This window comes from Neisseria sp. Marseille-Q1983 (assembly GCF_018224585.1).
Taxonomy (GTDB): domain Bacteria; phylum Pseudomonadota; class Gammaproteobacteria; order Burkholderiales; family Neisseriaceae; genus Neisseria; species Neisseria polysaccharea.
Window position 1 is genome coordinate 26,904 of the sequence record NZ_JAGTUI010000008.1, and the last position, 26,163, is coordinate 53,066.

A 26,163-nucleotide genomic window follows, 5' to 3' on the forward strand; every position below is an offset into this window, starting at 1 on the left:
ATGGCAGGCAACACTTTCGGACAACTCTTCACCGTGACCACCTTCGGTGAAAGCCACGGCGCGGGTTTGGGCTGCATCATCGACGGCTGCCCGCCCGGCTTGGAATTAAGCGAAGCGGATATCCAATTTGACCTCGACCGGCGCAAACCCGGCACCAGCCGCCACGTTACCCAACGCCGCGAAGCCGACCAAGTCGAAATCCTCTCCGGCGTCTTCGAAGGCAAAACCACCGGCACACCCATCGCCCTCTTAATCCGCAATACCGACCAACGCAGCAAAGACTATGGCAACATCGCCCAAAGTTTCCGCCCCGGCCACGCCGACTATACCTACTGGCACAAATACGGCACGCGCGACTACCGGGGCGGCGGCAGAAGCTCCGCCCGCGAAACCGCCGCCCGCGTTGCCGCCGGAGCCGTTGCCAAAAAATGGCTGAAAGAAAAATTCGGCACGGAAATCACCGCCTACGTTACCCAAGTCGGCGAAAAAGAAATTCAGTTTGAAGGCTGCGAACACATTTCCCAAAATCCCTTCTTCGCCGCCAACCAAAGCCAAATTTCCGAGCTGGAAAACTATATGGACAGCGTGCGCAAATCGTTGGATTCCGTCGGCGCGAAACTGCATATCGAAGCAGCCAATGTCCCTGTCGGCTTGGGCGAACCCGTTTTCGACCGCCTCGATGCCGAAATCGCCTACGCCATGATGGGCATCAACGCCGTCAAAGGCGTGGAAATCGGCGCAGGTTTTGACAGCGTAACGCAACGCGGCAGCAAACACGGCGACGAACTCACCCCGCAAGGCTTCCTGTCCAACCACTCAGGCGGCATCCTCGGCGGCATCAGCACGGGGCAAGACATCTGCGTCAATATCGCCATCAAACCCACCAGCTCCATCGCCACTCCGCGCCGCAGTATCGACATCAACGGCGACCCCGTCGAACTCGCCACCCACGGCAGACACGACCCCTGTGTCGGATTACGCGCCGCTCCGATTGCCGAAGCTATGCTGGCATTGGTTTTAATCGACCACGCCTTACGCCATCGCGCGCAAAATGCCGACGTTCGGGTTAATACGCCCGACATTACCCTTTCAAACAAATAAAAACTTAGCCAAAACACAGACTTTATAATAGAATACCCAGCATTGCCGTGCCGCCTTGACGCACGGGTTTGTTTAGAGGAATACAACCGAAATGACACAAGAAACCGCTTTGGGTGCGGCACTGAAATCCGCCGTCCAAACTATGAGCAAAAAGAAACAGACCGAAATGATTGCCGACCACATCTACGGCAAATACGATGTATTCAAACGATTTAAACCGTTGGCACTCGGTATCGACCAAGACTTGATTACCGCGCTGCCCCAATACGATCCTACACTTATTGCACGCGTCCTCGCCAACCACTGCCGCCGTCCGCGTTATCTGAAAGCCTTGGCGCGCGGCGGCAAACGTTTCGATTTGAACAACCGTTTCAAAGGCGAAGTTACCCCCGAAGAACAGGCGATCGCGCAAAACCATCCTTTCGTGCAGCAGGCTTTGCAACAGCAGTACGCCCAAGCTGCCGCTGAAACGCCGTCTGTTGAAGCCGAAGCAGCCGAATCTTCCGCAGCAGAATAAATCCCCAAACGAAATGCCGTCTGAAAACCGATTTGGTTTCAGACGGCATTTTTTCGTATGCGGCAATCACGGTTCAAATATCGAGTTCCGCCGTATCGCCTTCGCGTTCCATCCATGCGCGGCGGGCGGCGGCTTCGCCTTTGCCCATCAGTTTGACGAAGATTTCGCGTGTTTCGTCATCCGCGCCCTCGGGGATTTGTACCTGCAACAGGCGGCGGGTGTCGGGGTGCATGGTGGTGTCTTTGAGCTGGTCGGGGTTCATTTCGCCCAAGCCCTTGAAACGGCTGATGGAATAGGCGGTTTCTTTGACGCCTTCTTTTTGCAGCCGTTCTAAAATACTGTCGAGTTCGTTTTGGTCGAGGGCGTAGAATTTGCGGGCGGGTTTGCTTTTGCCTTGTGCGTTGACATCGACGCGGAACAGCGGCGGCTGGGCGACGTAGATGTGTCCGTCGGCGACCAGTTTCGGGAAGTGGCGGTAGAACAGGGTCAGCAGCAAAACTTGAATATGAGAGCCGTCCACGTCGGCATCGGACAGGATAGCAATTTTGCCGTAGCGCAAGCCGCTTAAGTCGGGATGGTCGTTGATGCCGTGCGGATCGACGCCGATGGCGACGGAAATGTCGTGGATTTCAGCGTTGCCGAAGAGTTGGTCGGGATGGACTTCAAAACTGTTGAGCACTTTGCCGCGCAGGGGCAGGATGGCTTGGGTGGCTTTGTCGCGGGCGAGTTTGGCGGAGCCGCCGGCGGAATCGCCTTCGACGAGGAAGAGTTCGTTTTCGCGGATGTCTTCGCTTTCGCAGTCGGTCAGTTTGCCGGGCAGGACGGCAACGCCGCTGCCTTTTTTCTTTTCGATTTTCTTAACCGAACGCATCCGCGCCTGCGCCTGACGGATGGCGAGTTCGGCGATTTTTTTGCCGAAGTCCACGTTTTGGTTCAGCCACAATTCCAAAGGGTCGCCCGATACGGCGGCGACGAGTTTCAACGCGTCGCGGTTGGTCAGTTTGTCTTTGGTCTGACCTTGAAATTGCGGGTCGAGGACACGGGCGGAGAGGACGAAGGCGGTTTTGCCGAACACGTCGTCGCTTTGTACTTTCACGCCGCGCGGTAAAAGGTTGTGCAGGTTGATGAAGTTGTTGACGGCATTGAACACGGCTTGTTTCAAGCCCGCTTCGTGCGTGCCACCCAGCGGGGTGGGGATGAGGTTGACGTAGCTTTCGTTGGCGCACGAGCCTTCTTCCAGCCAGGTCAGGGCAAAGGCGGCGCCTTCGCCGATGCTGAAATCGCCGTTGTGGTCGTCTGAAATGTAGTTTTCGCAAGAGAACAGCGGTACGGCTTCCTGCGCGTCGGCAATCAGGTCGGTCAGGTAGCTTTTCAGACCGTCGGGGTAATGCCAGGTTTGAGTGCGCGCTTCGTCTTCGCCTTTGACCGGACGGGTCAGGGAAACGCGCACACCCGGCAGCAGCACGGCTTTGGCACGCAGCAGGCGTTCGAGTTCGGGAATGCTGTAATTCGGGCTTTCAAAATATTTGCCGTCCGGCCAGACGCGCACTTCTGTACCGCTGTCTTTGACGGCGCATTTGCCCACTTGTGCCAACGGTTCGACCACGTCGCCGCCGGCAAACACGATGCGGTGAATTTTGCCTTCGCGTTTGACCGTTACTTCAAGGCGGGTGGAAAGGGCGTTGGTGACGGATACGCCCACGCCGTGCAGGCCGCCTGAAAAGGCATACGCGCTGCCGCCGTCTTTTTTGTTGAACTTGCCGCCCGCGTGCAGACGGGTAAACACGAGTTCGACCACGGGTACGCCTTCTTCAGGGTGCAGACCGACGGGAATGCCGCGGCCGTTGTCGCGTACGGAAAGCGAACCGTCTTCATGAATTTGCACGTCGATTGCCGTAGCGAAACCGCCCAACGCTTCATCCGCCGCGTTGTCGATGACTTCTTGGCAGATATGGGTCGGGCTGTCAGTGCGGGTGTACATGCCGGGACGTTCTTTGACCGGCTCCAAGCCTTTGAGGACGGTGATGCTGGATTCGCTGTATTGGTTGTTTTTAGCCATAGGAATAATCTGAAAGTAAGAAAAACAACGCTTTCAGACGGCCTGAAAGCGTTGCGTTCCGTTGTTTTAGCGGTTGTCGGAAGGTTGGCGGGCGGCAAAGTCTTCATAACTTTCCATACCGCGCAGGAAGCGGGCGGAGAGTTCTTTTAATGCCCCCAAGTAAACGTCGCGTTTGAAATCAATCACTTCGTCAACGGGTGCCCAATATTGATGCCAACGCCAGCCGTCAAATTCGGGGTGGCGGGTGGCGCGCAGGTTGACATCGCAATCCCGGCCGGTCAGGCGCAGGAGATACCAAATCTGCTTCTGCCCGCGATAAGAGCCGCGCCATTCGCGGCGCACCCAGTTGTTCGGCACGTCGTAACGCAGCCAGTCGCGCGTCCGCCCGACGATTTTGATGTGTTGCGGCAAAAGCCCGACTTCTTCGTACAACTCGCGGTACATCGCGGTTTCGGGACTTTCGCCCGGCTTGATGCCGCCTTGCGGAAACTGCCATGAATGTTCGCGTACGCGCTTGCCCCAAAAGACCTCGTTGCGGTTGTTGATTAAGATGATACCGACATTGGGGCGATAGCCTTCTCTGTCCAACACGGTGTCGCCCTCCGTTAAATTCAATCTTAGGATTTTCCCACAAATCGGACGGTTTTGACAAATCAGACGGCATGGCGGTACGCGTGCCGAAACATGGGGGGATTTGGGAAAATATCTTAAATTTGGTTTACAATAATGTATTTCAAATTATTCGGGAATCAGACCATGTTAGATATCCAATTGCTCCGCAGCAACACCGCCGCCGTTGCCGAACGGCTTGCACGGCGCGGTTATGACTTTGATACCGCACGTTTTGACGCACTGGAAGAACGACGCAAGTCCGTTCAGGTGAAAACCGAAGAACTACAAGCCTCGCGTAACAGCATTTCTAAACAAATCGGCGCACTGAAAGGTCAGGGTAAACATGAAGAGGCGCAGGCGGCCATGGATCAAGTCGCCCAAATCAAAACCGATTTGGAACAGGCTGCCGCCGATTTGGATGCCGTTCAAAAAGAATTGGACGCATGGTTGTTGAGCATACCCAACCTGCCGCACGAAAGCGTACCCGCCGGTAAAGACGAAACCGAAAACGTCGAAGTCCGCAAAGTCGGCACGCCACGCGAATTTGACTTTGAAATCAAAGACCATGTCGATTTGGGCGAGCCTTTGGGCTTGGATTTCGAAGGCGGTGCGAAACTTTCCGGCGCACGATTTACCGTGATGCGCGGACAAATCGCCCGCCTGCACCGCGCGCTGGCGCAATTCATGCTCGATACGCACACGCTGAAACACGGCTACACCGAGCATTACACGCCTTATATCGTTGACGATACGACGCTGCAAGGCACGGGCCAACTGCCTAAATTTGCAGAAGATTTGTTCCACGTTACCCGTGGCGGCGACGAAACCAAAACCACGCAATATCTGATTCCGACAGCCGAAGTTACCCTGACCAACACCGTTGCAGGCAGTATTTTGGACGAAGGAGGACTGCCGCTGAAACTGACCGCCCACTCGCCCTGCTTCCGCAGCGAGGCGGGTTCGTACGGCAAAGACACGCGCGGTCTGATCCGCCAACACCAGTTCGACAAAGTGGAAATGGTGCAAATCGTTCATCCCGACAAATCATACGAAGCGCTGGAAGAAATGATCGGCCATGCCGAAAATATCCTGAAGGCTTTGGAACTGCCCTACCGCGTGATTACCCTGTGTACCGGCGACATGGGCTTCGGCGCGGCAAAAACGTATGACTTGGAAGTTTGGGTGCCGGCGCAAAATACCTACCGCGAAATCTCAAGCTGCTCCAACTGCGAAGATTTCCAAGCCCGCCGCATGAAGGCGCGTTTCAAAGACGAAAACGGCAAAAACCGCTTGGTACATACTTTGAACGGCTCCGGCTTGGCAGTCGGCAGAACGCTGGTCGCCGTATTGGAAAACCATCAAAACGCCGACGGCAGTATCAATATCCCAGCCGCTTTGCAGCCTTATATGGGTGGCGTTGCCAAGTTGGAAGTGAAATAAGCCTTAACCCTGAACATAAATGCCGTCTGAAACCTGTTTCAGACGGCATTTCCTTTAAACTCTTAAAACACATCAGCCGTCGGCACGAACCGCATTGCCGCAATCGCCGGTCTGTCCGACCTCGCGGATATTGGACAGCGTAACTTCCGAAATATTACCCAACGCCTCTTCCGTCAAAAATGCCTGATGGCCGGTAAACAGCACGTTATGGCAGGACGACAGGCGGCGGAACACGTCGTCGGTAATCACATCGTTGGATTTGTCTTCAAAAAACAGCTCGCGCTCGTTCTCGTACACATCCATGCCCAATGCGCCGATTTTCCGGCGTTTCAACGCCTCAATCGCGGCAGAACTGTCAATCAGACCGCCACGGCTGGTGTTGATAATCATCACACCGTCTTTCATTTTATCGAACGCCGCTTCGTTCAGCATATAGTGGTTCTCCGGCGTGGCGGGGCAATGCAGCGTGATGATGTCCGACTGGGCATACAGCTCGTCCAAATCCACATACCTGCCGCCGAGTTTTTCCACTTCGGGGTTGCAAAACGGATCGTAAGCCAGCAGGTTCATGCCGAAACCCTTTAAAATCCGCATGGTTGCAATACCGATTTTCCCCGTGCCGATAACGCCCGCCGTTTTGCCGTACATATTGAAACCGGTCAGACCTTCCAGCGAAAAATTCGCATCGCGGGTACGCTGATAGGCTTTGTGGATACGGCGGTTCAAAGTCAGCATCAGACCGACCGTATGTTCCGCAACCGATTCGGGCGAATAGGCTGGCACGCGCACGACCTTCAAACCCAACTCTTCAGCCGTCTTCAAATCCACATTATTGAAGCCGGCACAACGCAACGCCACAGTTTTCACGCCAATTTGCGCCAATTTTTCCAACACGGGCCGGCTGCCGTCGTCGTTTACAAAAATACAGACCGCCTCCGCACCTTCCGCCATTTTCGCCGTTTTCGCATCCAGCATGAAATCAAAAAACTCCAGCTCGAAGCCGAAATGCCGGTTGGCGCGGGCAAAATGTTCGCGGTCATAGCTTTTCGTACCGTAAATCGCAATCTTCATCCAGATTCCTATCCCTTGTCCGTTGTCGAAAACGGCATCATACACTGGATTCGGGCAGAGCCGGCGGCTTGTTTTCGCGGTTTTGCGCCGCAGGCGCGCCCTGCCCGACCGCCCGGCACGTCAAAATGCCGTCCGAACGCCGTTTGCACCTTATGTTTCCGAAAGAGGGCGCACGTTCAAATCCCCTTTTTTCCTTATTTCCGAACAAAAAAGCCGGGAATATGCGGGCGCATCCCTTCCGCTTATCATCCGATCTGCGGAAAAATGCCGTCTGAAAAAGCATTTCTTTTTCAGACGGCATTTTTCAGACTGTCCGCCATATGCCGCCGGTTTTGCTATTGATTTTTCATTATTTTCATGTTTTTTATGTGCTTTGCCTTAAAAGACTGAAATATAAAAAATAAAGCCGCAAATTGTCAGAAAGAAAAGTAAAGCTAAACTTTTTATTTTATTTTCTGCCGTATCTTCTTCCCATGGTTTAAATATAAATAGACCGGTTATGAAATCAAATATTGAATGCCAAACCGCTAAAAAAAACTCCATAAAATTTCCTTAAAAAATATCCCGCATCATGCAAATGATGCGGAGTGTGGAGATTGTTACACTTGCAACAGAGCCATTAAAGATACGGTTTTGTTTTAAAAATTTCTTTTTATCCGGCAAAACCGCCCGCCATCCGAACAAATGAAACCGTCTTACTCTTGCAAACAGGCAAAACCGCCCCTTGTTCAAACACCGATTTTTTTATCCGGACACAAAACTCAATCGCCCATTGCCGCCAGAAGCTCGGCCTGATGTTCGGCAATCAGGGCATCGGTGATTTCTTCCAAGTCACCGTCCATCACAAAATCCAGCTTGTGCAGGGTGAGGTTGATGCGGTGGTCGGTAACGCGGCCTTGGGGGTAGTTGTAGGTACGGATGCGTTCGCTGCGGTCGCCGCTGCCGATCAGGGATTTGCGTTCGGCGGCTTCTTTGGCTTGGGCTTCGCGTTTTTGTGCGTCGTTTAAGCGGGCGGCGAGGACTTTCATCGCCTGTGCTTTGTTGGCGTGTTGGCTGCGACCGTCTTGGCATTCGACCACCATACCGGTGGGCAGGTGGGTGATGCGGACGGCGGAATCGGTTTTGTTGATGTGCTGACCGCCGGCGCCGGATGCGCGGAAGGTATCGATGCGCAGGTCGGCGGGGTTCAGTTCGATGTCTTCCAGTTCGTCCGCTTCGGGCATCACGGCGACGGTGCAGGCGGAGGTGTGGATGCGGCCTTGGCTTTCGGTGGCGGGGACGCGCTGCACGCGGTGGCCGCCCGATTCAAATTTCAGACGGCTGTACGCCCCGAGTCCGACAATACGTGCGATAACTTCTTTATAGCCGCCCAACTCGCTTTCGTTGGCGGACACGATTTCAACCTGCCAGCGGTTGCGTTCGGCGTAGCGGCTGTACATACGCAGCAAATCGCCGGCAAACAGCGCGGCTTCGTCGCCGCCCGTTCCGGCGCGCACTTCGATAAAGATGTTTTTATCGTCGTCGGCATCTTTGGGCAGCAGCAGTTTTTGCAGTTCGGTATCGAGCGCGTCGATTTTGGCTTTTACCGCTTCGATTTCTTCGGCGGCAAAGTCTTTCATTTCGGGGTCGGACAACATTTCTTCGGCATCCGCCAAGTCGCTTTGGGCAAGCCGATAGTTTTGGAATACTTCGACGACGGGGGACAGTTCGGCGTGTTCGCGCGTGAGTTTGCGGTAGTTGTCTATATCGGACGTGGCTTCGGGTTGTCCGAGCAAGTGGGTGACTTCTTCCAACCGGTCGCCGAGTTGTTGCAGTTTTTCTAAGATAGACGGCTTCATAATTCTTCCATAACAAACGCCGCCTGAAATTCAGACGGCATCAAAACGCGGTCATTATAATATATTTTCTGAATATTCAAAAAGATAATCTTAGATGGATAACCTACCGTTCCAACAGGGCATCGGCATTGCGCTCCGTTACCTTGGCAATTTCTTCTACACAGGTTCCGCGGATTTCCGCAGCAATCTTTGCAATACCCGGAATATTGGCAGGCGTATTAATCTCCTTTTTCAGCATAAACGGGCTATCCGTTTCCAATACGAAATCCCCGTCGTTCAAGGCTTTAAGCGTATCGCGTATTTTTCGCGCGTTCGGATTGAGCAACAGCGAACCGATGCCGATTTTGAAACCCAGTTTCGTCAACACGCACGCTTCTTCCGCACTGCCTGAGAAGGCGTGAACGATGCCGCCTCGGGTAAAGCCCGTCTGTTTGACGGCGGCGGCGATGTCGGCGGCGGCTTTGAGATTGTGGATAATCACGCGGCGGCGCAGGGTTTGCGCGATTTCAAGCTGGCGGCTGAAGACTTGGATTTGCCGTTCGCGCTGCTGCGGCGTTTGGGTTTTGTCGTAAAAATCCAAGCCGATTTCGCCGACCCACGCGCCGGGATAACGCGCCAATACGGCTGCCAAACCGGCAAAATCCTGTTCCGCAATGCCGTCTGAAAACCAAGGATGGATACCGAAGGCAACCCGGATGCCGTGTTCGGACGGCATTTCCGCCAAATCCGCCACGTCCTGCCAATCCTGCGACCGGGTCGCGGGAACGATAAACCGCTTCACCCCGACTTTTCGCGCGGCGGTCAGGATGTGCGGCAGGTTTTCGCGTAAGGCGGGATCGGCGAGATGGCAGTGGGTGTCGGTGAAGTTCATTTCGATTTCACAATAATTGCAGTCTTGCCAACTCTTTTTCCACCTCTTCCTTACCCCAGCCTTGCGATACGGCGAGGGTCATCAGCGCGGTGGCGGTTTCGAGGTTACATTTGCCGCCGTTGATGATGCCCGAGTTGCGGAACGCGTTGCCTTGCGCGTAAACGGCGGCGGTTTTGCCTTGTCGGACTTGGCTGATGTTGAGCAGCAGTTTGCCCTGCCGCGCGAAGTCTCGGACGGCGCGGATGAAACCTTCGTCTGCGGGCGTGTTGCCGTGTCCGTAGCTTTGCAGGATAAGGGCGTGGGCGGAAAGCTGTCCGAGTCCGTCGGCAAGTTCTTGGACGGCAAAGCCGGGGATAAGCGTACGGACGGCGATTTTTGTCTGCGGGTCGGGATAGCGGATTTTGAGGCCGTCTGAAACATCCGCCGCGTCTTGGTTCGGGATGCGGAGATTGTGCCAACCCCGGGTTTCGTCCCATTCGGCAAGTGCGCCGAAATGCGGATTGTCGAAGCCTGCGGCGGTTTCGGTGCTGACTTTGCTGCTGCCAACGGCGGGATACAGTTTGCCATCAAACGCGATGACGGTTTGTTTGAGCTTGAGGCTGAAAGCGGCAACAGCGGTGGAGAGATTGCGCGGGGCATCGCTGTTTTCAGCGGCGTAAGGCCATTGGGAACCGGTCAGGACGATCGGTTTGTCCAAACCTTGCAGGGCGAGCGCAAACAGATTGGCGGTATAGGCGAGCGTGTCCGTGCCGTGCAGCACCAGGATGCCGTCGCATGAAGAGAGTTTGGCGGCAATGATGTTCAGCCAATCGCACCAGTGTTGCAGCGTAACGGAAGAGGAATCAATCAAGGGATTGCAGACGTGCCACTCGAAGTCGAGGCCGTCTGAAAAAGGGGAAAGGGCTTGGCTGACCAGCGCGGTATCGGGGCGCAGGCCTTCGCTGCTTTGGGTCATACCGATTGTGCCGCCCGTGTAAAGGACGAAGATTTTTTGTTTCATAGCGTTGTCGTACCGTCTGAACATTAATGATGCGGCTTATTTAACTATATTTCGCACCGTCCGGCAATTTGGCGGCGGAAGCAGCTTTCAGACGGCATTGAAATGAAAAAACACCGAAGCTGCCGATATTCCTCCTTCCCGGCGATTTGCATTTGAAAACCGGCAAACTCAAAAAGGCGCGGCAGCCGCCGAATACCGGCGGCCCTGCCTTATTGCCTGTTCCGCGCGGCTTTTTTGGCTGCCTTGGCGGCTTTGCGTTGCGCCCGCTTTTCTTTCAATTTGCTGCGGTAAAACTGGATACGTTGGCGTTTTTTCCACCAAATCCAAGCGACAACGGCCGCACCTATACCCAAGATAACAAAAATACCCGATTGCAGGCTGTGCATTTTCGCCATCAGCCAATCGATGTTGTGCGCGCCGTACTCGCCCAAGTAAATCCAAACGGGCACGGAAATCAGCGCGGCCAGCCCGTCCATAATCAGAAAGCGCAGATACGATACTTTGCGGCTGATGCCGGCGGTAACGAAAACGGCAGTCCGCAAACCCGGCAGGAAGCGGGCGACGAACAGAACCCAGTTGCCGTATTTATCGAATTTTTCCTGAACCTGCGCGTAACGTTTCGGCGTCATGATGCGCGCAATAGGTTTGAACCTTAGGATTTTCTGCCCCCAGATTCGTCCGGCGGCAAACATCACGCCGTCGCCCGCCAACACGCCGAGCATACCGACCGCAAACATAATATGCGGATTGGTATAACCCATACCCGAAATCACGCCGCCCGTTACCAAGGTCAAATCTTCGGGAATCGGCACGCCGAAACCACAGATGACCAAAACGAAAAACACGGCCGCATAGCCGTATTCGACAAAAAAGGCTTCCAAAAGGGCAAACATAGCGGATATTCCATTGTCGGAGATAAAAAGTCAGAACAAGCCGAAACATTTTCTGCGCGAAACGGCATTCTATCAAAGATTATGCCGTCTGAAAGCGGCAGGGGGCAGATTCGCTCCCCCGCCGGACGTTCAGACGGCATTTAAACAGGAAAACCGCCGCTGTTGAAACGATTTTTCCTGATTTTGCCTAAATGCTGCCGATGGCGGAAGCAATACGTTCCGCCCCTTCGCGCGCCCAATCCGCCTGTCGCGCCTCAACCATCACGCGCACGACGGGTTCAGTTCCCGAAGCGCGCAACACAACCCTTCCTTTGCCTTCGAGTTCTTTTTCCACTTCCGCCAACACGTCTTTCGAAGCTTCCTGCCATTTCTGACCTTTTTGGATGCGCACGTTAATCATCGTTTGCGGATACGGCTGCCAGTCGGCGCAAACGGTGGCGAGGTCTTGGTTCAGGATTTGCAGTGCCGCCAAAACTTGCAGCGCGGAAATAATGCCGTCGCCGGTGTTGTGTTTGTCCATGCACAAAATATGGCCGCTGGCTTCGCCGCCGATGAGCCAGCCGCGTTGGTTCAGCTGTTCCAACACATAGCGGTCGCCGACTTTGGCGCGGCAGAAATCGACGCCCTGCTCTTTCAGGGCGATTTCCATCGCCATATTGGTCATCACCGTGCCGACCACGCCGCCGATGTTGACACCTTCGCCGGCGCGGGCTTTGGCGATGACGTAAATCAGGCTGTCGCCGTCGTAAACCTGCCCGTTTTTATCGACCATCATCAGGCGGTCGCCGTCACCGTCCAAGGCGATGCCGTAGTCGGCTTCATGCTGTAAAACGGCGGCCTGGAGTGTCTTGGTATAAGTCGCACCGCATTTTTCATTGATATTGTAGCCGTTGGGTTCGTCGCCGATGCTGACAACTTGTGCGCCCAATTCGTGAAACACTTTGGGTGCGACACCGTACCCCGCGCCGTTGGCGGTATCGATAACCAACTTCAAACCCCGAAGGTCGGAATGGCTGGGAAAGGTGGATTTGCAAAATTCGATATAGCGTTCGTCCGCACCGCTGATACGGCGTGCGCGCCCGAGGCGTGCAGAAGGCTGGGTTTTCATTTCTTCGTCGATTTTGGCTTCGATTTCCAACTCGATTTCATCGGAAAGCTTCACGCCGCCCTCGGCAAAGAATTTAATGCCGTTGTCGGAATAGGCATTGTGCGACGCGGAAATCATCACACCGGCGGATAAACGCAGCGCACGGGTCAGATAAGCCACGCCGGGCGTAGGCAGCGGACCGGTTTGGATAACGTTGACACCTGCGGCGGTAAAACCTGCCACCAAAGCGGCTTCCAGCATATAACCGGAAATACGCGTATCCTTGCCGATTAAAATGGTCGGTTTCTGGTCAGTGTCGTGCTGCACCAGCACCTGACCCGCCGCATAGCCGAGTTTCAATACAAAATCGGGCGTAATCGGAAACTGCCCGACTTCGCCGCGCACGCCGTCCGTGCCGAAATATTTTTTTGCCATCATTTGCTCCGAGCATGTGAACCGTTGTCCGAGATTATACAGTCAGTTTGTGCCTTGCTGTCTGCACCGTTGATGCCGTCTGAAGCCGCCCCGCCCTTTTCAGACGGCATAAAGTATGCGAACCGCTGTTTACAGATTGATGCCCAACGCTTCCCACACCTTCAACGCGTCCGCCGTCGCCTTCACATCATGCACCCGCACGATTTGTGCGCCGCGCGCCACGGAAGCCAACGCTGCCGCCACGCTGCCGTGTACGCGTGCCGCCGCGTCTGCCTCGCCGGTCAGCTCGCCTATCGTGCTTTTGCGCGATACGCCGATGAGCAGCGGAAAACCTGTTTCCGCCATCAATTCGGGCAAATGCCGCATCAGCGCGATATTGTGTTGCAAGGTTTTGCCGAAGCCGGAGCCGAAGCCGGGGTCGAGTATGATGCGTTGCGGTGCGATGCCTGCCGCGATACATTCCGCTGAGCGCGCTTTCAAATACCGCGCTACTTCACCGACAACATCTTGATATTTCGGATTAATCTGCATGTTTTCAGGCAAACCCTGCATGTGCATCAGGCAAATGCCCGTATCCGCCTGACACGCCAGCAATTCGACCGCGCCTTCGTCGGTCAACGCCGCCACATCGTTAATAATATCGATGCCGCCGAGTGCCAATGCTTTTTCCATAACCACCGTGCGGCGCGTGTCCAAACTGATGGGAACGCCCCATCCAACCACTTCCGCCAATACAGGCTCAACCCGCGCCCATTCTTCTTCAGGCGAAACATAATCCGCACCCAACCGCGTCGATTCGCCGCCGATGTCGAGAATGTCCGCACCCTCTTTCAAAAGCCGTTCGGCATGCGCCAAAGCTGTTTGGGCGTTTTGCGAATACGCGCCGCCGTCGGAAAAAGAATTGGGCGTGAGATTCACGATACCCATGATTTTCGGTTTGTCCAAACCGATTTCAAACCGTCCTGCCTGCCAAACGCATCCGACCATATCTGCGCCTCCGGAATAAAAAGCAAATTATATGCCGTCTGAACAAAACTTGTCCATTTCAGACGGTATCGGTATTTCAAAAAAGTATCTTGCAGAATCCGCCGCCGTATGAAACATACACTGCCCCTGCAAACGCGGCAACACCCGCGATACCTGATCCGGCGGTATGCCTGCTTATGGACATTACCCCTTTATACAAGATAATCCGCCCGCACAAAATAGGATTTCTACAAGCCGTGTTATACTGTGGCGTGTTTTACAGACTTTTCAGGCTATGGATTTATTATCGGTCTTCCACAAATACCGTCTGAAATATGCGGTAGCCGTACTGACGATACTGCTTTTGGCGGCAATCGGGCTGCACGCTTCCGTATATCGCATCTTCACACCTGAAAACATCCGAAGCCGCCTCCAACAAAGCATTGCTCATACGCACCGGAAAATCTCGTTTGATGCGGATATACAGCGCAGGCTTCTGCCCCGGCCGACCGTCATCCTGAAAAACCTGACCATTACCGAACCCGGCAGCAACCGGACTGCCGTTTCCATCAAAGAAACCAAAATCGGATTGAGCTGGAAAAATCTGTGGTCGGATCAGATACAGGTTGAAAAATGGGTGGTTTCGGGTGCGGAACTTGCTCTGACGCGCGACGAGAAAGGCGTTTGGAACATCCAAGACCTGATCGACAACCCAAAACGCAAAGCCTCGGTAAACCGCATCATTATCGAAAACAGCACCGTCCGCCTCGACTTGCCGCAAGACCGGCTTACCCTGAAGGAAGTTAACCTCAACCTGCAATCCCCCGATTCGTCGGGGCAGCAGTTTGAAAGTTCGGGCATACTGGTTTGGGGGAAGCTGTCCGTCCCGTGGAAAAGCAGGGGGCTTTTCATTTCAGACGGCATCAATCCACCCGAAATCTCACCGTTCCATTTCGAAGCCGAGACCGCCCTAAACGGGCATGGCATTACCGTTTCCACCACCGGCAACCCCACTATCCGTTTTAACGCTGGCGGAGCGGATGCGGCCAACCTCGGCCTGCGTGCCGACACCGCCTTCCACAACCTCCACCTGACCGCCCAAATCCCTACGCTGGCACTCAGGAACAACAACATTAAAATTGAAACCGTCAACGGGACATTTACCGCTACCGCCGACGGCGGGAATTTCCAATGGGGCGGATCGTTCAAACTCGATAAGGCCAACCTGCACTCCGGCATCGGCAACATCGGCAACGCCGAAATCTCCGGCAACGTCAAAACACCCCGCCTTCAAACCAACTTTTCCCTCGGCTCGCCATTGGTTTGGAGCCGGAACAACGGTCTGGAGGCGCCGCGCCTGCATGTATCGACCCTTCAGGATACCGTCAACCGCCTGCCGCAACCCCGTTTCATCAGCCAGCTCGACGGTTCGATGTCCATAAAAAACCTTCATCAGTGGCATGCCGAACTCAACGGTTCGTTCGACCGCCAAACCGTTGCCGCGAAATTCAGATACACACATGAAGATGCACCGCACCTGGAAGCCGCCGTCGCACTGCAAAAATTGAACCTGACCCCCTATCTTGACGACGTGCGGCAACAAAACGGCAAAATATTTCCCGACACCCTCGGCAGGCTGTCCGGAGATATCGAGGCCCACCTTAAAATCGGCAATGTCCAACTTCCCGGCCTGCAACTGGACGATATGGAAACCTATCTCCATGCCGACAAAGGCCATATCGCGCTCAGCCGTTTCAAGTCAGGGCTTTACGGCGGCCATACCGAAGGCGGCATCAGCATCGCCAACACTCGCCCCGCCACTTACCGCCTGCAACAGAATGCAAGCAACATCCAAATCCAACCGCTGCTGCAAGACCTGTTCGGCTTCCACAGCTTCAGCGGCAACGGCGATGCGGTCATCGACCTGACCGCGAGCGGCGAAACCCGAAAAGAGCTTATCCGCTCGCTTCAGGGCAGCCTGTCGCTGAACATTTCCAACGGCGCGTGGCACGGTATCGACATGGACAATATCCTGAAAAACGGCATTTCGGGCAAAACTGCCGACAATGCCGCACCCAGCACACCCTTCCACCGATTCACGCTCAACAGCGAAATTTCAGACGGCATCAGCCGCCACATCGATACCGAACTCTTCTCCGACAGCCTCTATGTTACCAGCAACGGCTATACCAATCTGGATACGCAGGAATTGTCTGAAGATGTCCTTATCCGCAACGCCGTCCATCCGAAAAACAAACCGATTCCCCTGAAAATCACCGGTACGGTGGACAAACCGTCCATTACCGTCGATTACGGCAGGCTGACCGGCGGCATCAATTCGCGCAAAGAGAAACAGAAAATCCTCGAAGACACCCTGCTGGAACAATGGCAGTGGCTCAAACCTAAAGAACCGTAAACACCCTGCGTACAAAAATGCCGTCTGAAACGCCCCCGCGCTTCAGACGGCAGACCGTAAAACCTACAACCCCAATTCCTCCCAAATCCCATCAATCTTAGCCGTAACCGCAGGGTCTTTTTTGATGACCCGCCCCCATTCGCGGTCGGTTTCTCCCGGCCATTTGTTGGTTGCGTCCAAACCCATTTTGCCGCCGAGTCCGCTGACGGGGCTGGCGAAGTCGAGATAGTCGATGGGCGTGTTTTCCACCAACACGGTATCGCGTACTGGGTCCATGCGCGTGGTTACCGCCCAGATGACTTCTTTCCAGTCGCGCACGTTCACATCGTCATCGACCACGATGATGAATTTGGTGTACATAAACTGGCGCAGGAACGACCAGCAACCCATCATCACGCGCTTGGCGTGTCCGGCGTATTGTTTTTTCATGCTGACCACCGCCATGCGGTAGGAGCAGCCTTCGGGCGGTAGGTAGAAATCAGTGATTTCAGGGAACTGTTTTTGCAAAAGCGGTACGAACACTTCGTTCAACGCCACGCCCAAAACGGCAGGCTCATCGGGCGGTTTGCCCGTGTAGGTCGAATGGTAAATCGGATTTTCGCGCATGGTGATGCGTTCGACCGTGAACACAGGGAAATAATCCTGCTCGTTGTAATAGCCCGTGTGGTCGCCGTATGGACCTTCCAACGCGGTTTCGTTCGGATGAATCACACCTTCCAACACGATTTCTGCGCGTGCAGGCACTTGCAAATCGTTGCCGATACATTTCACCAGCTCCGTCCGCGAACCGCGCAGCAGTCCGGCAAACTGGTATTCGCTCAAGGTATCGGGAACAGGCGTTACCGCGCCCAAAATGGTGGCGGGGTCGCAGCCGAGTACGACGGCGACGGGATACGGCGTATCGGGATTGAGTTTGCGGAATTCCTGATAATCCAGCGCGCCGCCGCGATGCGACAGCCAGCGCATAATCAGCTTGTTTTTGCCGATTAATTGTTGGCGGTAAATGCCTAAGTTTTGGCGTTTTTTGTGCGGCCCGCGCGTGACGGTCAAGCCCCACGTTACCAGCGGCGCAACGTCTTCCGGCCAGCAATGTTGAATCGGAAGTTTATACAAATCAACGTCTTCACCTTCCCACACAATTTCCTGACACGGCGCGTTTTTCACTACGTTCGGCGCCATGCTCCAAATGTCTTTCAGCAGCGGCAGTTTGGAAAACGCGTCTTTGATGCCTTTGGGCGGTTCGGGTTCTTTCAGATACGCCAGCGTCTGCCCGATTTCGCGCAGCTTGGACACGCTGTCCGCGCCCATACCCATCGCCACGCGTTCGGGCGTGCCGAACAGGTTTGCCAACACGGGATAACCGTAGCGCGTACCGTCGGGCTTAATCGGGTGTTCAAACAGCAACGCCGGCCCTTCGGCACGCAGCACGCGGTCGGCGATTTCGGTCATTTCCAAATGCGGGGAAACGGGGTGCGCGATGCGTTTGAGTTTGCCCTGCTGCTCGAGCATAGCGATGAAGTCGCGCAGGTCTTTGTATTTCATATTTATCCTTTTTGTCCTGAACAATCTGATTCGGATACCGCCCCTATCCTTGCCTGCGCTTCGGCATATCCTATGCCGTGATAAAAGTCGCGTACCAGCGGATGTCCGCTGCCTTGATGGAGTTGCAGCAAAGGACGTTGACCATCGGATTGGGTAATGACATTACAATGCAAACCGAAGGTGTCGGATTCGTAAGGGGGCAGCCGGTTGCAGATCATACCGAAATAAACGGCGTTTTCAGGGTTGTCGTAAAAGCGGCTTTGATAGTCGTTAAAACTCTTTTCGCTGACAGATACCCACACGCCGTATTCCAGCGTTTCCTGATGCCCGATAATCGGAATCGGCAGCACCGCGCGGATAAAGCGGTCGGTTTGGTCGGGATAGCGGATGATGCAGAAATCAGAATCGCATTCCGCTTGATAAGCAATGCGTTCTTCTTCACTGAGTTGGTTATAGGGATCGGGAGCGGTAAAGCCGATTGCGGGCATTTCTTCGTGGTTTTCGCCGCAGGAAGTGCAAGTGTACATAAGGTTTCAGACTTTCAAAACGAGTTTGCGGTAAAGCCATTCGCCGGCAAACAGCATCCCCATCAATACATAGGCAATCACGCCGGTATAAACCGCCCACCAGTCATATCGCCCCAACCAAACCAACAAAGCGGCAAGCGTCCCGTTGATTATAAAAAATACGCACCAAACCTGCGTTACCCTGCGGGTATAGCGCACGGCTTTTTCAGGCAGGTCGGGCTGTTGCAGCCGCGCAAGTTTTTCAATCACCGTCTGCCCGGCAAACAGGCTTCCCCCGAACACCGCCAACATCATCAGATTGACGAGGACGGGATACCAATACATTGAGTCGCGCCGCCCGAACACCAATACTGCGGCAAAAAACAGTGTAATAAACAAAGCCGCATAACGCTGTTGGGGCAGTTTGGCAGTCAGGGCGCGCAGCAGCCACAACCCGCACATCGCCGCCGCCAGCCAGACAAACCACCCCGCCTCCCTGCCGTAATACCACAAAACGGGATAGGCAATACTCGATACGGTCAGAAAAATATGTCCGAAAAAACCGGGTTTCATTTTGAATCCGCACAAATGTTTTCAGACGGCATCCGATAATAATATGCCGTCTGAAAAATAATCAGAAATACCCGCCTATCCCGCCTGAATCTTCAATACCGCCTGTACCACGTCGTTGACGGTGCGGACATTGCGGAAATCTTCAGCCTGCAGCTTGCGGCCGGTTTCGCGCTTGATGCGGTCGATCAGGTCGATGGCATCGATACTGTCGATTTCCAAATCTTCGTAAAGGTTGGTATCGGGCGTAATCCGTTCCGGTTCGATTTCAAACAACTCGGTCAGGGTATCGCTCAACAACCGGTAGATTTCTTGTTCGGTCATATGTTTCATCCTTATGCTTGACGGCTTTTGACAAAGGCGGCGAGTGTTTTGACATTGGCAAAATGTTCGCGCAAGTTCTCCTGCTCGCCGTCCAATCGGAAACCGAAATGTTTTTGCACCGCCAAGCCCAATTCCAGCGCATCGACGGAATCCAAGCCCAGCCCTTCGTCGCCGAACAACGCGTCTTCGCTGCCGATGTCGGCGGCGGTTATATCCTCCAAAGCCAAACTGTCGATAATCAGTTGTTTGATTTGGTTTTCCAAGTCGTTCATATGGTTTTCCTTGTAAAATAGTCCTGCAGATATTCATTCAGCCGCCGCGCCGCAATCGGCAACGGTTTCTCGGCGAGCCAGTCTTGGGGGAGGATGTCGTCTCCGACGGTAATTTCATACCGTATCCTTTTCGGGGGGATGCGGTACCACGGCTGCCCCTTTTTAAAATTGGGCGGATTCATTTTGATACATACAGGTGTAATCACTTCGGCATAGCGCAGCCCCAAAGAAACCGCGCCTCGGTGCATTTTTACCCGTCCGTCCCACCCTGTTCTCGTTCCTTCGGGGAACACCAGCAGGCTCTGCCCGCTGTCAAAAACCGCCTTTACCGTTTCCAGCATTGCTTCCGACTCTTCGTTCGGAATATAGCCCGCACCTTTAATCTGGCTGCTCATTGCAGGATTGTGCTGCAAATCTTTTTTCACGATGCAGTTCATTTCGGGCACATAGCCAACAAGCAGCACCACATCCAGCAAAGACGGATGGTTTGCCAAAATCAACTGTCCCGGGCGGTTGAGTTTTTCAACACCCTTGAACGATACCTCCAACACGCCCGACCATTTCAGATAAGCGACAAACAAACGCCAAGATGTTCCGATAATCCGGCGCGCCGCCAATTGGCGGGCGACAGACCTTGAAGTACCGTTCAAAGTGTAAGGCAGCAAAACCAATTTCATCATAATGCCGCCGACACCGAAAATCACAAATCCTAACCAAGTCGCCAAAAAACGGCGGCAATAATCCAATTTATCCATTCCGCTGCCACAGCCATTCACGATTGCGATATACCCGGCGGCATTCCCGACTGCCGTTCAGCAGAAAACGCACCCATTCCAAACCGCTCCAATATGCCTCGGGCAGCATACCGGCTTCAGACGGCATATCGTCCGAAGCAGACAGAGTCAGGCTGTAACGCGTCCCTTTGGTCAGAACCATCGCCAAAGCATAAGCAAACGGCGCGCGAGTCGCCGATACGGCATATCCTTCCGGCAGCGGATCGTCCGCCACCAAAACCAAAACCGACCCGCATCCCTCTTTCAACAGTGATGCCGCTTCCGCCAAAGCCGTCTCCACACCGTCGGCACACACGGCCAATGCCGTCTGCTCGCTCATATCCTGACGCAATATCGACCACTGCCCCGCCGTTGCATTGTGCACCGACAAACCGAACGAAGTCGGCGACACGGTATGCGATTTCAACAGTTCCAACCACAAATCGAAACTGCGCGCCATTTCCCCGTCGTGCGAGGCATAAACTACCGGACTGCCGGGATAGGCGGAGGCAATGTCCCAAGCCGCGTCGCATACCAAACGCGCCGCCTTACTCAAACGGCGGCGCTGCATAGCGGGCAGGAACGGCAATTCCGGCCTGACATCGGGCAAACCGTCGGCAAAATCCGGACATTCCGCCCATTTTGCCCACTGCGCCATATCGCGCATTTTGCTGCCCGAAACCCGCCAGTCGGCGATGTCGAAGTGAAACCGGCAAATAATCGGCGGCATAGTTTCTTTCAAAAATTTACACTGTGCCGCATTCTAACCAAAGCCCATTCCCCTGACAATGCCGAAATTCAAACGCATCCACGCCATTTTCTCCGACAACGCTGCCTCTCGGCAAACCGCCGGAATTAGCCTGAATTTACATTTATCATTATAATGCCCGTATTTGCCAGCCTGCCGCCGCAATATATGGACACACTGCCAGAATGCCCGATTACCGACACCGCCTCCCTGCTGCCGCACAGCGGGCGTATGGTTCTGATAGACCGCATTACCCGATACGGCGATGATTTTGTCGAAGCAGGGGCGCAGATAAAACCCGACCACATCCTGCTGGCCGGCGGCATACTGCCCTACACGGCATTTATCGAACTGATGGCGCAGGCTGTCGGCGCATATGCCGGCATCCAAGCCCGAAAAAACGCGCAACCGGTTCGGCTCGGCTTCCTGCTCGGCACGCGCAAACTTGAAATCTTCGCCCAATCCGTCCCTGTCGGCACGCATCTGCTGGCAACGGCGCATATGTCTATTCAGGATGCCGGGGGAATGGGCGTGTTCGACTGCGAACTGCGTTGGACGGATGCGCCGGAAACTTCGTCCGAAACACTCCCTTCAGACGGCATTTTGGCACGCGCCTCACTCAACGTGTACAGCCCCGAACACCCTGCCGGAACAACCGATGCCGTCTGAACAGGCACACACATACGGAGAACAACGATGACCGAAACCGTCCTGATTACCGGCTCCAACAGGGGCATAGGCAAAGCCGCCGCACTCGGCTTGGCGGAAGACGGCTTTGATATCGCCGTCCACTGCCGCAGCCGCCGCGACGAAGCCGAAGCCGTAGCGGAAGAAATCCGCGCTTTGGGCAGAAATGCGCGCGTGTTGCAGTTTGACGTGTCCGACCGCGAAGCCTGCCGCAAGATTTTGACCGCCGACATCGAAGCAAACGGCGCGTATTACGGCGTGGTGTTGAACGCCGGACTGACGCGCGACAATGCCTTCCCCGCGTTTTCAGACGACGATTGGGATGTGGTGCTGCGGACTAATTTGGACGGTTTTTACAATGTATTGCATCCGCTGGTTATGCCGATGATACGCCGCCGCAAAGCCGGACGGATTGTGTGCATGGCATCGGTGTCCGGTTTGACGGGCAACCGCGGTCAGGTCAATTACAGCGCGTCCAAAGCGGGCATTATCGGCGCGGCAAAGGCCTTGGCGGTCGAACTGGCGAAACGCAAAATCACCGTCAACTGTGTCGCGCCGGGTCTCATCGATACCGATATTATCGATGAGAACGTACCTGTCGAAGAAATCTTAAAGGTCATCCCCGCCGCGCGTATGGGGCTGCCGGAAGAAGTGGCGCACGCGGTGCGTTTCCTGATGGATGAAAAAGCGGCGTACATCACGCGCCAGGTGATTGCGGTGAACGGAGGTTTGTGTTGAATACCAGAAGGGTCGCAGTAACAGGCATAGGCGGCATTACCGCCTTCGGCCGGGATTGGCAAAGCATACAGGCAGCATTCAAAGCCGAAAAAAACGCCGTCAAATATATGGATTGGCGCGAACGTTTCCCCGAATTGGAAGCGCAACTGGGTGCGCCGATTGAGGATTACGCACCGCCGAAACATTGGACGCGCAAGCAGCTCAGAAGTATGGGGCGCGTGTCGTATTTGTGCGTCGATGCGGCGGAGCAGGCGCTGGCGGATGCCGGTTTGCTCGGAGACGAAAGCATTACCGACGGGCGGATGGGCGTTGCCTGCGGCTCTTCCAGCGGCAGCACCAAAGACATCGGCGATGTGGGCGAATTATTGCTGACCGGCACGTCGCGCAACTTCAGTGCCAACACCTATGTACGTATGATGCCGCACACCACCGCCGCCAATATCGGCATCTTTTTCGGGCTGAAAGGGCGCATCATCCCGACATCGAGCGCGTGTTCGTCCGGCAGCCAAGGCATAGGTTATGCCTACGAAGCCATCAAATACGGTCTGACCGATATGATGCTGGCGGGCGGAGGCGAAGAATTTTGCCCGTCCGAAGTGTATGTTTTCGACTCGCTTTATGCCGCCAGCCGCCGCAACGGCGAACCGGAAAAAACCCCGCGCCCATACGACGTGAACCGCGACGGGCTGGTCATCGGAGAAGGCGCGGGGATTTTCGTATTGGAAGAATTGGAACACGCCAAACGGCGCGGTGCGAAAATTTACGCCGAACTCGTCGGCTACGGCGCCAACAGCGACGGCAGCCACGTTACCCAGCCGCAAAAAGACACGATGCAGAAATGTATGGAACTCGCGCTGCAAGACGCGGGCATCACGCCCGACAAAATCGGTTATGTGAACGGGCACGGCACAGCAACCGAAAAAGGCGACATCGCCGAAACGCTGGCGACTGAAGCCGTGTTCGGATTTGTGCCCATCAGTTCGCAAAAAAGCTATTTGGGACACACGCTCGGCGCGTGCGGCGCGCTGGAGGCGTGGTTCTCGATTGAAATGATGAACGGCGGCTGGTTTGCGCCTACCCTAAATTTAAACAACATCGATCCGCGCTGCGGCAAGGTAGACTATATTTTAAGCGGCGGCCGTGAAATCGAAACGGATTATGTGATGAGCAACAATTTCGCCTTCGGCGGCGTGAACACTTCACTGGTGTTCAAACATTGGAAAAACGGATAAAGCCGCACAATCCGATTACATCATATTGATTTAAAACGGAATAAAACAACAAACTGCCCTTTCAGACTTCCTTGCCGCCTATCCGCTCGATATGGCAAACCGTCCGGACGGCATCCGTTCCGCAATACTGCCAATCCAATTCGGCAGCTCCGCGCCACACGCAGGCGACAACCGCGTCGCCGCACCAGATTGCGCTGACGGCGTGCCAACCGGTTCCGCCATCCGCACGCAAGCCGCAAACCGCCGAACCGTCGGTCAGATAACCGACTTTCGCCATATCTTGCGGAAAACCCAAACCGCAGGCTTTGAGCAGTGCTTCCTTAATGCACCACAGGCGGTAAAAAGCCTCTGCCTGCCAACCGGAACGTGCCAAAAAAACCCGTTCTTCAGGGGAACAAACCCATTCGGCAAGTGCCTGAAAATTGCGCGGACGGACCGTTTCAATATCGACACCGCAAACCGTGCCGCCGCCGCAGACCAAAACCGCCGCCCGCCCTTTGCTGTGCGAAAGCGAACATATCTTGCCGCCCTGCTGCTTCAGGAAGCGGCTGACCCGCCAATCTGTCCGCCCTGCCAATTTCGGCGCACGCAGCAAACGTGCCCTGTCCGCATCATCCAGACAGGATTCCCGATAAGCGGCGGCCGCCGACGCATCGGCAAGGCGGCACTGCAATACTGTTTTTTTATCCGGCACGACACCCTCCGTCCTGCCATTTGGAATATATGACCCGAATGTTTGACATCAACTTCTCCGACAATACGCCGATTGCCCTCGACCCGCTGTGGACCCGCGCCGATTTTATACGCACGGTACACGCCCTGTCGTTAAAATTAAAGCAAAACAACATCCGTTCGGCGGCATTGTGGTTTGACGATGCCGCGCTGTTCGCAGCCGCATTGCTTGCCGTTTGGCGCAGCGGCGGCAAAGCCCTGCTGCTGCCGAATACCGCGCCCGGAAACCTGACTTGGGCGAAATCCGCACAAATCCTGCTGACCGACACCGATATTGTTTCAGACGGCATCCGCGTTTGGCAAATGCCAACCCCTTGCGGCGGTATGCCGTCTGAAAGCCGCATACCGAAAACATTGGACATCCCGCCCGAATCAGAAGTGCATTTGCGTACATCAGGCTCCGGCGGGGAAGCCAAAACAATCGTCAAAACCGCCGCGCAAATCGAATCGGAAGCCCGCGCGCTGGCTGCGACAATCCCGTTCGGACGCGGCAAAACCGCCGTCCTCGGCAGCGTATCGCCGCAACATATGTATGGGTTCACCTTCCGCTTCGCGCTTCCGCTGCTGATGGGGTGGGCGATGATCCGCAGGCAAAACGCCTATCCCGAACTGCTGCTGTCGGCAAGCCTGAACGTGCCGTCCGATTATCAAAATGTCTGGATTGCCAGCCCCGCCCTGCTCAACCGTTTCGGCGAAAATCGGGATTGGGCGACGTTAAACGGAAGGATAGACGGCATCGTTTCCGCAGGCGGGGAACTCCCACCGGAAACCGCCGCCCTGTTGGAACAATATGCGGTACGCCCTTATGAAGTTTACGGCAGTACGGAAACCGGCATCATTGCATCCCGCCAAAAACAGACCTTATGGCAACCGTTCCCCAACGTCTCCGTCCGCAATACCGGCAAATCGGTGGAAATATCCTCGCCGTGGACAGGCGGCGTGCAATACATTGCCGATTGCATCGAAACACACGAAGACGGTTTTGCCCTGCTGGGCAGGCAGGATAGGATCGTCAAACTAGCAGACAAACGCATTTCGCTCAACCAAATCGAACACGAATTACTGAAACACCCTTGGATTGCCGACGCACATTGCGCCCTGCATCCGAAACACGGGCGCATTGCCGTTTGGGCGGCACTCGATACGGAAGGCATCACGGCGTGGCTGGGACAGGGGCGCACCGCCGTTATCGCCGCACTCAAGCAACACCTTGCCCAAACGCAAGACACGGCTGCCCTGCCGCGCTACTGGCGTTTTACAGACCGTCTGCCGCGCAACGGACAAGGGAAAATTACCGCAGCGGACTTTCAGACGGCATTGGCAGAACCCGCCGCGCCGCAATGGCACACCTTGCCGCCCGAAGGAAACCGGTTGCGCTATCAAACCCGCGTACCGCTAGATTTACCCTATTTCGGCGGACATTTTTCCACCTTCCCACTCGTCCCCGGCGCAGTCGAATTGGAATGGGTACGTCGGCTTGCCGCACGGCACCCCTTCGGCAGGCAAAACATTATCCGTATCGAAAACCTGAAATACCAGCAATTTATCCGTCCATATGACGACATTTCCGTAGAACTCGGATACGATGCCGATAAAAACAAACTGTCGTTTACCATCCGAAAACAGGATGCCGCCTGCGCCTCGGGGAAGCTGGTATTCGACACGCCGCAGGACAGTCCCGATCCGGCCGCAAGGGAAGAACGATGAACCGCCTTCGCACAGGCAAATAAGAT

At 55.0% G+C, this 26,163-nt stretch carries 25 protein-coding genes; 8 read left to right on the top strand and 17 right to left on the bottom strand.

The annotated features are described in order from the left end of the window. Together aroC and KEM39_RS03040 are read left to right on the top strand one after the other, a co-directional pair. Positions 1 to 1,101, top strand: coding sequence for a chorismate synthase (aroC, locus tag KEM39_RS03035; RefSeq protein WP_118997584.1), 1,101 nt, complete (start codon positions 1 to 3; stop codon positions 1,099 to 1,101). Between the two features lie 91 nt (positions 1,102 to 1,192). Further along, on the top strand, positions 1,193 to 1,618 hold the full coding sequence (locus KEM39_RS03040) for a ProQ/FINO family protein (protein ID WP_025458184.1): 426 nt from the start codon (positions 1,193 to 1,195) through the stop codon (positions 1,616 to 1,618). A 73-nt stretch (positions 1,619 to 1,691) separates the two neighbouring features. On the opposite strand, the gene parE is transcribed toward KEM39_RS03040, so the two are convergent. Together parE and KEM39_RS03050 are read right to left on the bottom strand one after the other, a co-directional pair. After that, complete coding sequence (parE, locus tag KEM39_RS03045) at positions 1,692 to 3,677, bottom strand: DNA topoisomerase IV subunit B (protein ID WP_118997585.1); 1,986 nt, start codon at positions 3,675 to 3,677, stop codon at positions 1,692 to 1,694. 66 nt (positions 3,678 to 3,743) lie between these two features. Continuing rightward, positions 3,744 to 4,268 (bottom strand): RNA pyrophosphohydrolase, encoded by a 525-nt coding sequence (locus KEM39_RS03050; protein ID WP_036469015.1) that lies wholly within the window; start codon positions 4,266 to 4,268, stop codon positions 3,744 to 3,746. A 165-nt stretch (positions 4,269 to 4,433) separates the two neighbouring features. Between KEM39_RS03050 and serS the strand changes: the two genes are divergently transcribed. Beyond that, a complete protein-coding gene (serS, locus tag KEM39_RS03055; RefSeq protein WP_118997586.1) occupies positions 4,434 to 5,729 on the top strand; it encodes a serine--tRNA ligase in 1,296 nt (431 codons plus the stop codon). A 72-nt stretch (positions 5,730 to 5,801) separates the two neighbouring features. On the opposite strand, the gene KEM39_RS03060 is transcribed toward serS, so the two are convergent. The 7 genes from KEM39_RS03060 to folP all read right to left on the bottom strand — a co-directional run bounded on the left by KEM39_RS03060 (position 5,802) and on the right by folP (position 13,911). Beyond that, positions 5,802 to 6,800: a 2-hydroxyacid dehydrogenase gene (locus KEM39_RS03060; protein WP_118997587.1), complete on the bottom strand. Its 999-nt coding sequence runs from the start codon at positions 6,798 to 6,800 to the stop codon at positions 5,802 to 5,804. Positions 6,801 to 7,561: 761 nt separating this feature from the next. Further along, positions 7,562 to 8,638 carry a peptide chain release factor 1 gene (gene prfA, locus KEM39_RS03065; RefSeq protein WP_118898560.1) on the bottom strand — a complete coding sequence of 359 codons (1,077 nt, stop codon included), beginning with the start codon at positions 8,636 to 8,638 and terminating at the stop codon, positions 7,562 to 7,564. Positions 8,639 to 8,741: 103 nt separating this feature from the next. After that, entirely contained in the window at positions 8,742 to 9,509 is a 768-nt protein-coding gene (locus KEM39_RS03070) for a TatD family hydrolase (RefSeq protein WP_118997589.1), read from the bottom strand. A 7-nt stretch (positions 9,510 to 9,516) separates the two neighbouring features. Further along, on the bottom strand, positions 9,517 to 10,509 hold the full coding sequence (locus KEM39_RS03075; RefSeq protein ID WP_036469023.1) for an asparaginase: 993 nt from the start codon (positions 10,507 to 10,509) through the stop codon (positions 9,517 to 9,519). 209 nt (positions 10,510 to 10,718) lie between these two features. Next, positions 10,719 to 11,402, bottom strand: coding sequence for a DedA family protein (locus KEM39_RS03080; RefSeq protein WP_118997590.1), 684 nt, complete (start codon positions 11,400 to 11,402; stop codon positions 10,719 to 10,721). 187 nt (positions 11,403 to 11,589) lie between these two features. Next, positions 11,590 to 12,924 (bottom strand): phosphoglucosamine mutase, encoded by a 1,335-nt coding sequence (gene glmM / locus KEM39_RS03085; protein WP_118997591.1) that lies wholly within the window; start codon positions 12,922 to 12,924, stop codon positions 11,590 to 11,592. A gap of 129 nt (positions 12,925 to 13,053) precedes the next feature. After that, positions 13,054 to 13,911 carry a dihydropteroate synthase gene (gene folP, locus KEM39_RS03090; RefSeq protein ID WP_118997592.1) on the bottom strand — a complete coding sequence of 286 codons (858 nt, stop codon included), beginning with the start codon at positions 13,909 to 13,911 and terminating at the stop codon, positions 13,054 to 13,056. A gap of 274 nt (positions 13,912 to 14,185) precedes the next feature. Between folP and KEM39_RS03095 the strand changes: the two genes are divergently transcribed. Then, positions 14,186 to 16,306 (top strand): AsmA family protein, encoded by a 2,121-nt coding sequence (locus KEM39_RS03095; RefSeq protein ID WP_211709573.1) that lies wholly within the window; start codon positions 14,186 to 14,188, stop codon positions 16,304 to 16,306. Between the two features lie 63 nt (positions 16,307 to 16,369). Here the strand turns inward: KEM39_RS03095 and ubiD are convergent, their stop codons facing one another. The 7 genes from ubiD to KEM39_RS03130 form a co-directional block, all read right to left on the bottom strand. After that, positions 16,370 to 17,848 (bottom strand): 4-hydroxy-3-polyprenylbenzoate decarboxylase, encoded by a 1,479-nt coding sequence (gene ubiD / locus KEM39_RS03100; protein WP_211709574.1) that lies wholly within the window; start codon positions 17,846 to 17,848, stop codon positions 16,370 to 16,372. A gap of 2 nt (positions 17,849 to 17,850) precedes the next feature. Then, positions 17,851 to 18,375, bottom strand: coding sequence for a DUF2199 domain-containing protein (locus KEM39_RS03105; RefSeq protein WP_211709575.1), 525 nt, complete (start codon positions 18,373 to 18,375; stop codon positions 17,851 to 17,853). Positions 18,376 to 18,381: 6 nt separating this feature from the next. After that, entirely contained in the window at positions 18,382 to 18,927 is a 546-nt protein-coding gene (locus KEM39_RS03110) for a hypothetical protein (RefSeq protein ID WP_192880056.1), read from the bottom strand. Between the two features lie 75 nt (positions 18,928 to 19,002). Beyond that, positions 19,003 to 19,248 (bottom strand): acyl carrier protein, encoded by a 246-nt coding sequence (locus tag KEM39_RS03115; protein ID WP_003714692.1) that lies wholly within the window; start codon positions 19,246 to 19,248, stop codon positions 19,003 to 19,005. A gap of 11 nt (positions 19,249 to 19,259) precedes the next feature. After that, on the bottom strand, positions 19,260 to 19,520 hold the full coding sequence (locus tag KEM39_RS03120) for a phosphopantetheine-binding protein (RefSeq protein WP_003750043.1): 261 nt from the start codon (positions 19,518 to 19,520) through the stop codon (positions 19,260 to 19,262). Then, the gene (locus tag KEM39_RS03125) at positions 19,517 to 20,275 is read right to left on the bottom strand and encodes a lysophospholipid acyltransferase family protein (protein ID WP_211709576.1); all 759 of its coding nucleotides are present in this window, start codon (positions 20,273 to 20,275) and stop codon (positions 19,517 to 19,519) included. Before KEM39_RS03125 ends, KEM39_RS03120 begins: the two co-directional genes overlap by 4 nt. Next, on the bottom strand, positions 20,268 to 21,023 hold the full coding sequence (locus KEM39_RS03130) for a beta-ketoacyl synthase chain length factor (protein WP_211709577.1): 756 nt from the start codon (positions 21,021 to 21,023) through the stop codon (positions 20,268 to 20,270). The genes KEM39_RS03125 and KEM39_RS03130 overlap by 8 nt, the downstream gene beginning before the upstream one ends. 153 nt (positions 21,024 to 21,176) lie before the next feature. Here KEM39_RS03130 and KEM39_RS03135 point away from each other — a divergent pair, with 153 nt between their 5' ends. From KEM39_RS03135 to KEM39_RS03145, 3 genes are read left to right on the top strand one after another with little or no spacing between them, the layout of a single operon-like run. Beyond that, positions 21,177 to 21,710 (top strand): thioester dehydrase, encoded by a 534-nt coding sequence (locus KEM39_RS03135; RefSeq protein WP_192886323.1) that lies wholly within the window; start codon positions 21,177 to 21,179, stop codon positions 21,708 to 21,710. Between the two features lie 27 nt (positions 21,711 to 21,737). After that, a complete protein-coding gene (gene fabG, locus KEM39_RS03140) occupies positions 21,738 to 22,466 on the top strand; it encodes a 3-oxoacyl-ACP reductase FabG (RefSeq protein ID WP_118997597.1) in 729 nt (242 codons plus the stop codon). After that, on the top strand, positions 22,460 to 23,698 hold the full coding sequence (locus tag KEM39_RS03145) for a beta-ketoacyl-ACP synthase (protein ID WP_118997598.1): 1,239 nt from the start codon (positions 22,460 to 22,462) through the stop codon (positions 23,696 to 23,698). The genes fabG and KEM39_RS03145 overlap by 7 nt, the downstream gene beginning before the upstream one ends. Before the next feature lie 61 nt (positions 23,699 to 23,759). Here the strand turns inward: KEM39_RS03145 and KEM39_RS03150 are convergent, their stop codons facing one another. Next, entirely contained in the window at positions 23,760 to 24,392 is a 633-nt protein-coding gene (locus KEM39_RS03150; RefSeq protein WP_118997599.1) for a 4'-phosphopantetheinyl transferase superfamily protein, read from the bottom strand. Between the two features lie 29 nt (positions 24,393 to 24,421). On the opposite strand from KEM39_RS03150, the gene KEM39_RS03155 reads away from it, so the two are divergent. Beyond that, on the top strand, positions 24,422 to 26,137 hold the full coding sequence (locus KEM39_RS03155) for an AMP-binding protein (protein WP_118997600.1): 1,716 nt from the start codon (positions 24,422 to 24,424) through the stop codon (positions 26,135 to 26,137). Positions 26,138 to 26,163 lie beyond the last annotated feature (26 nt).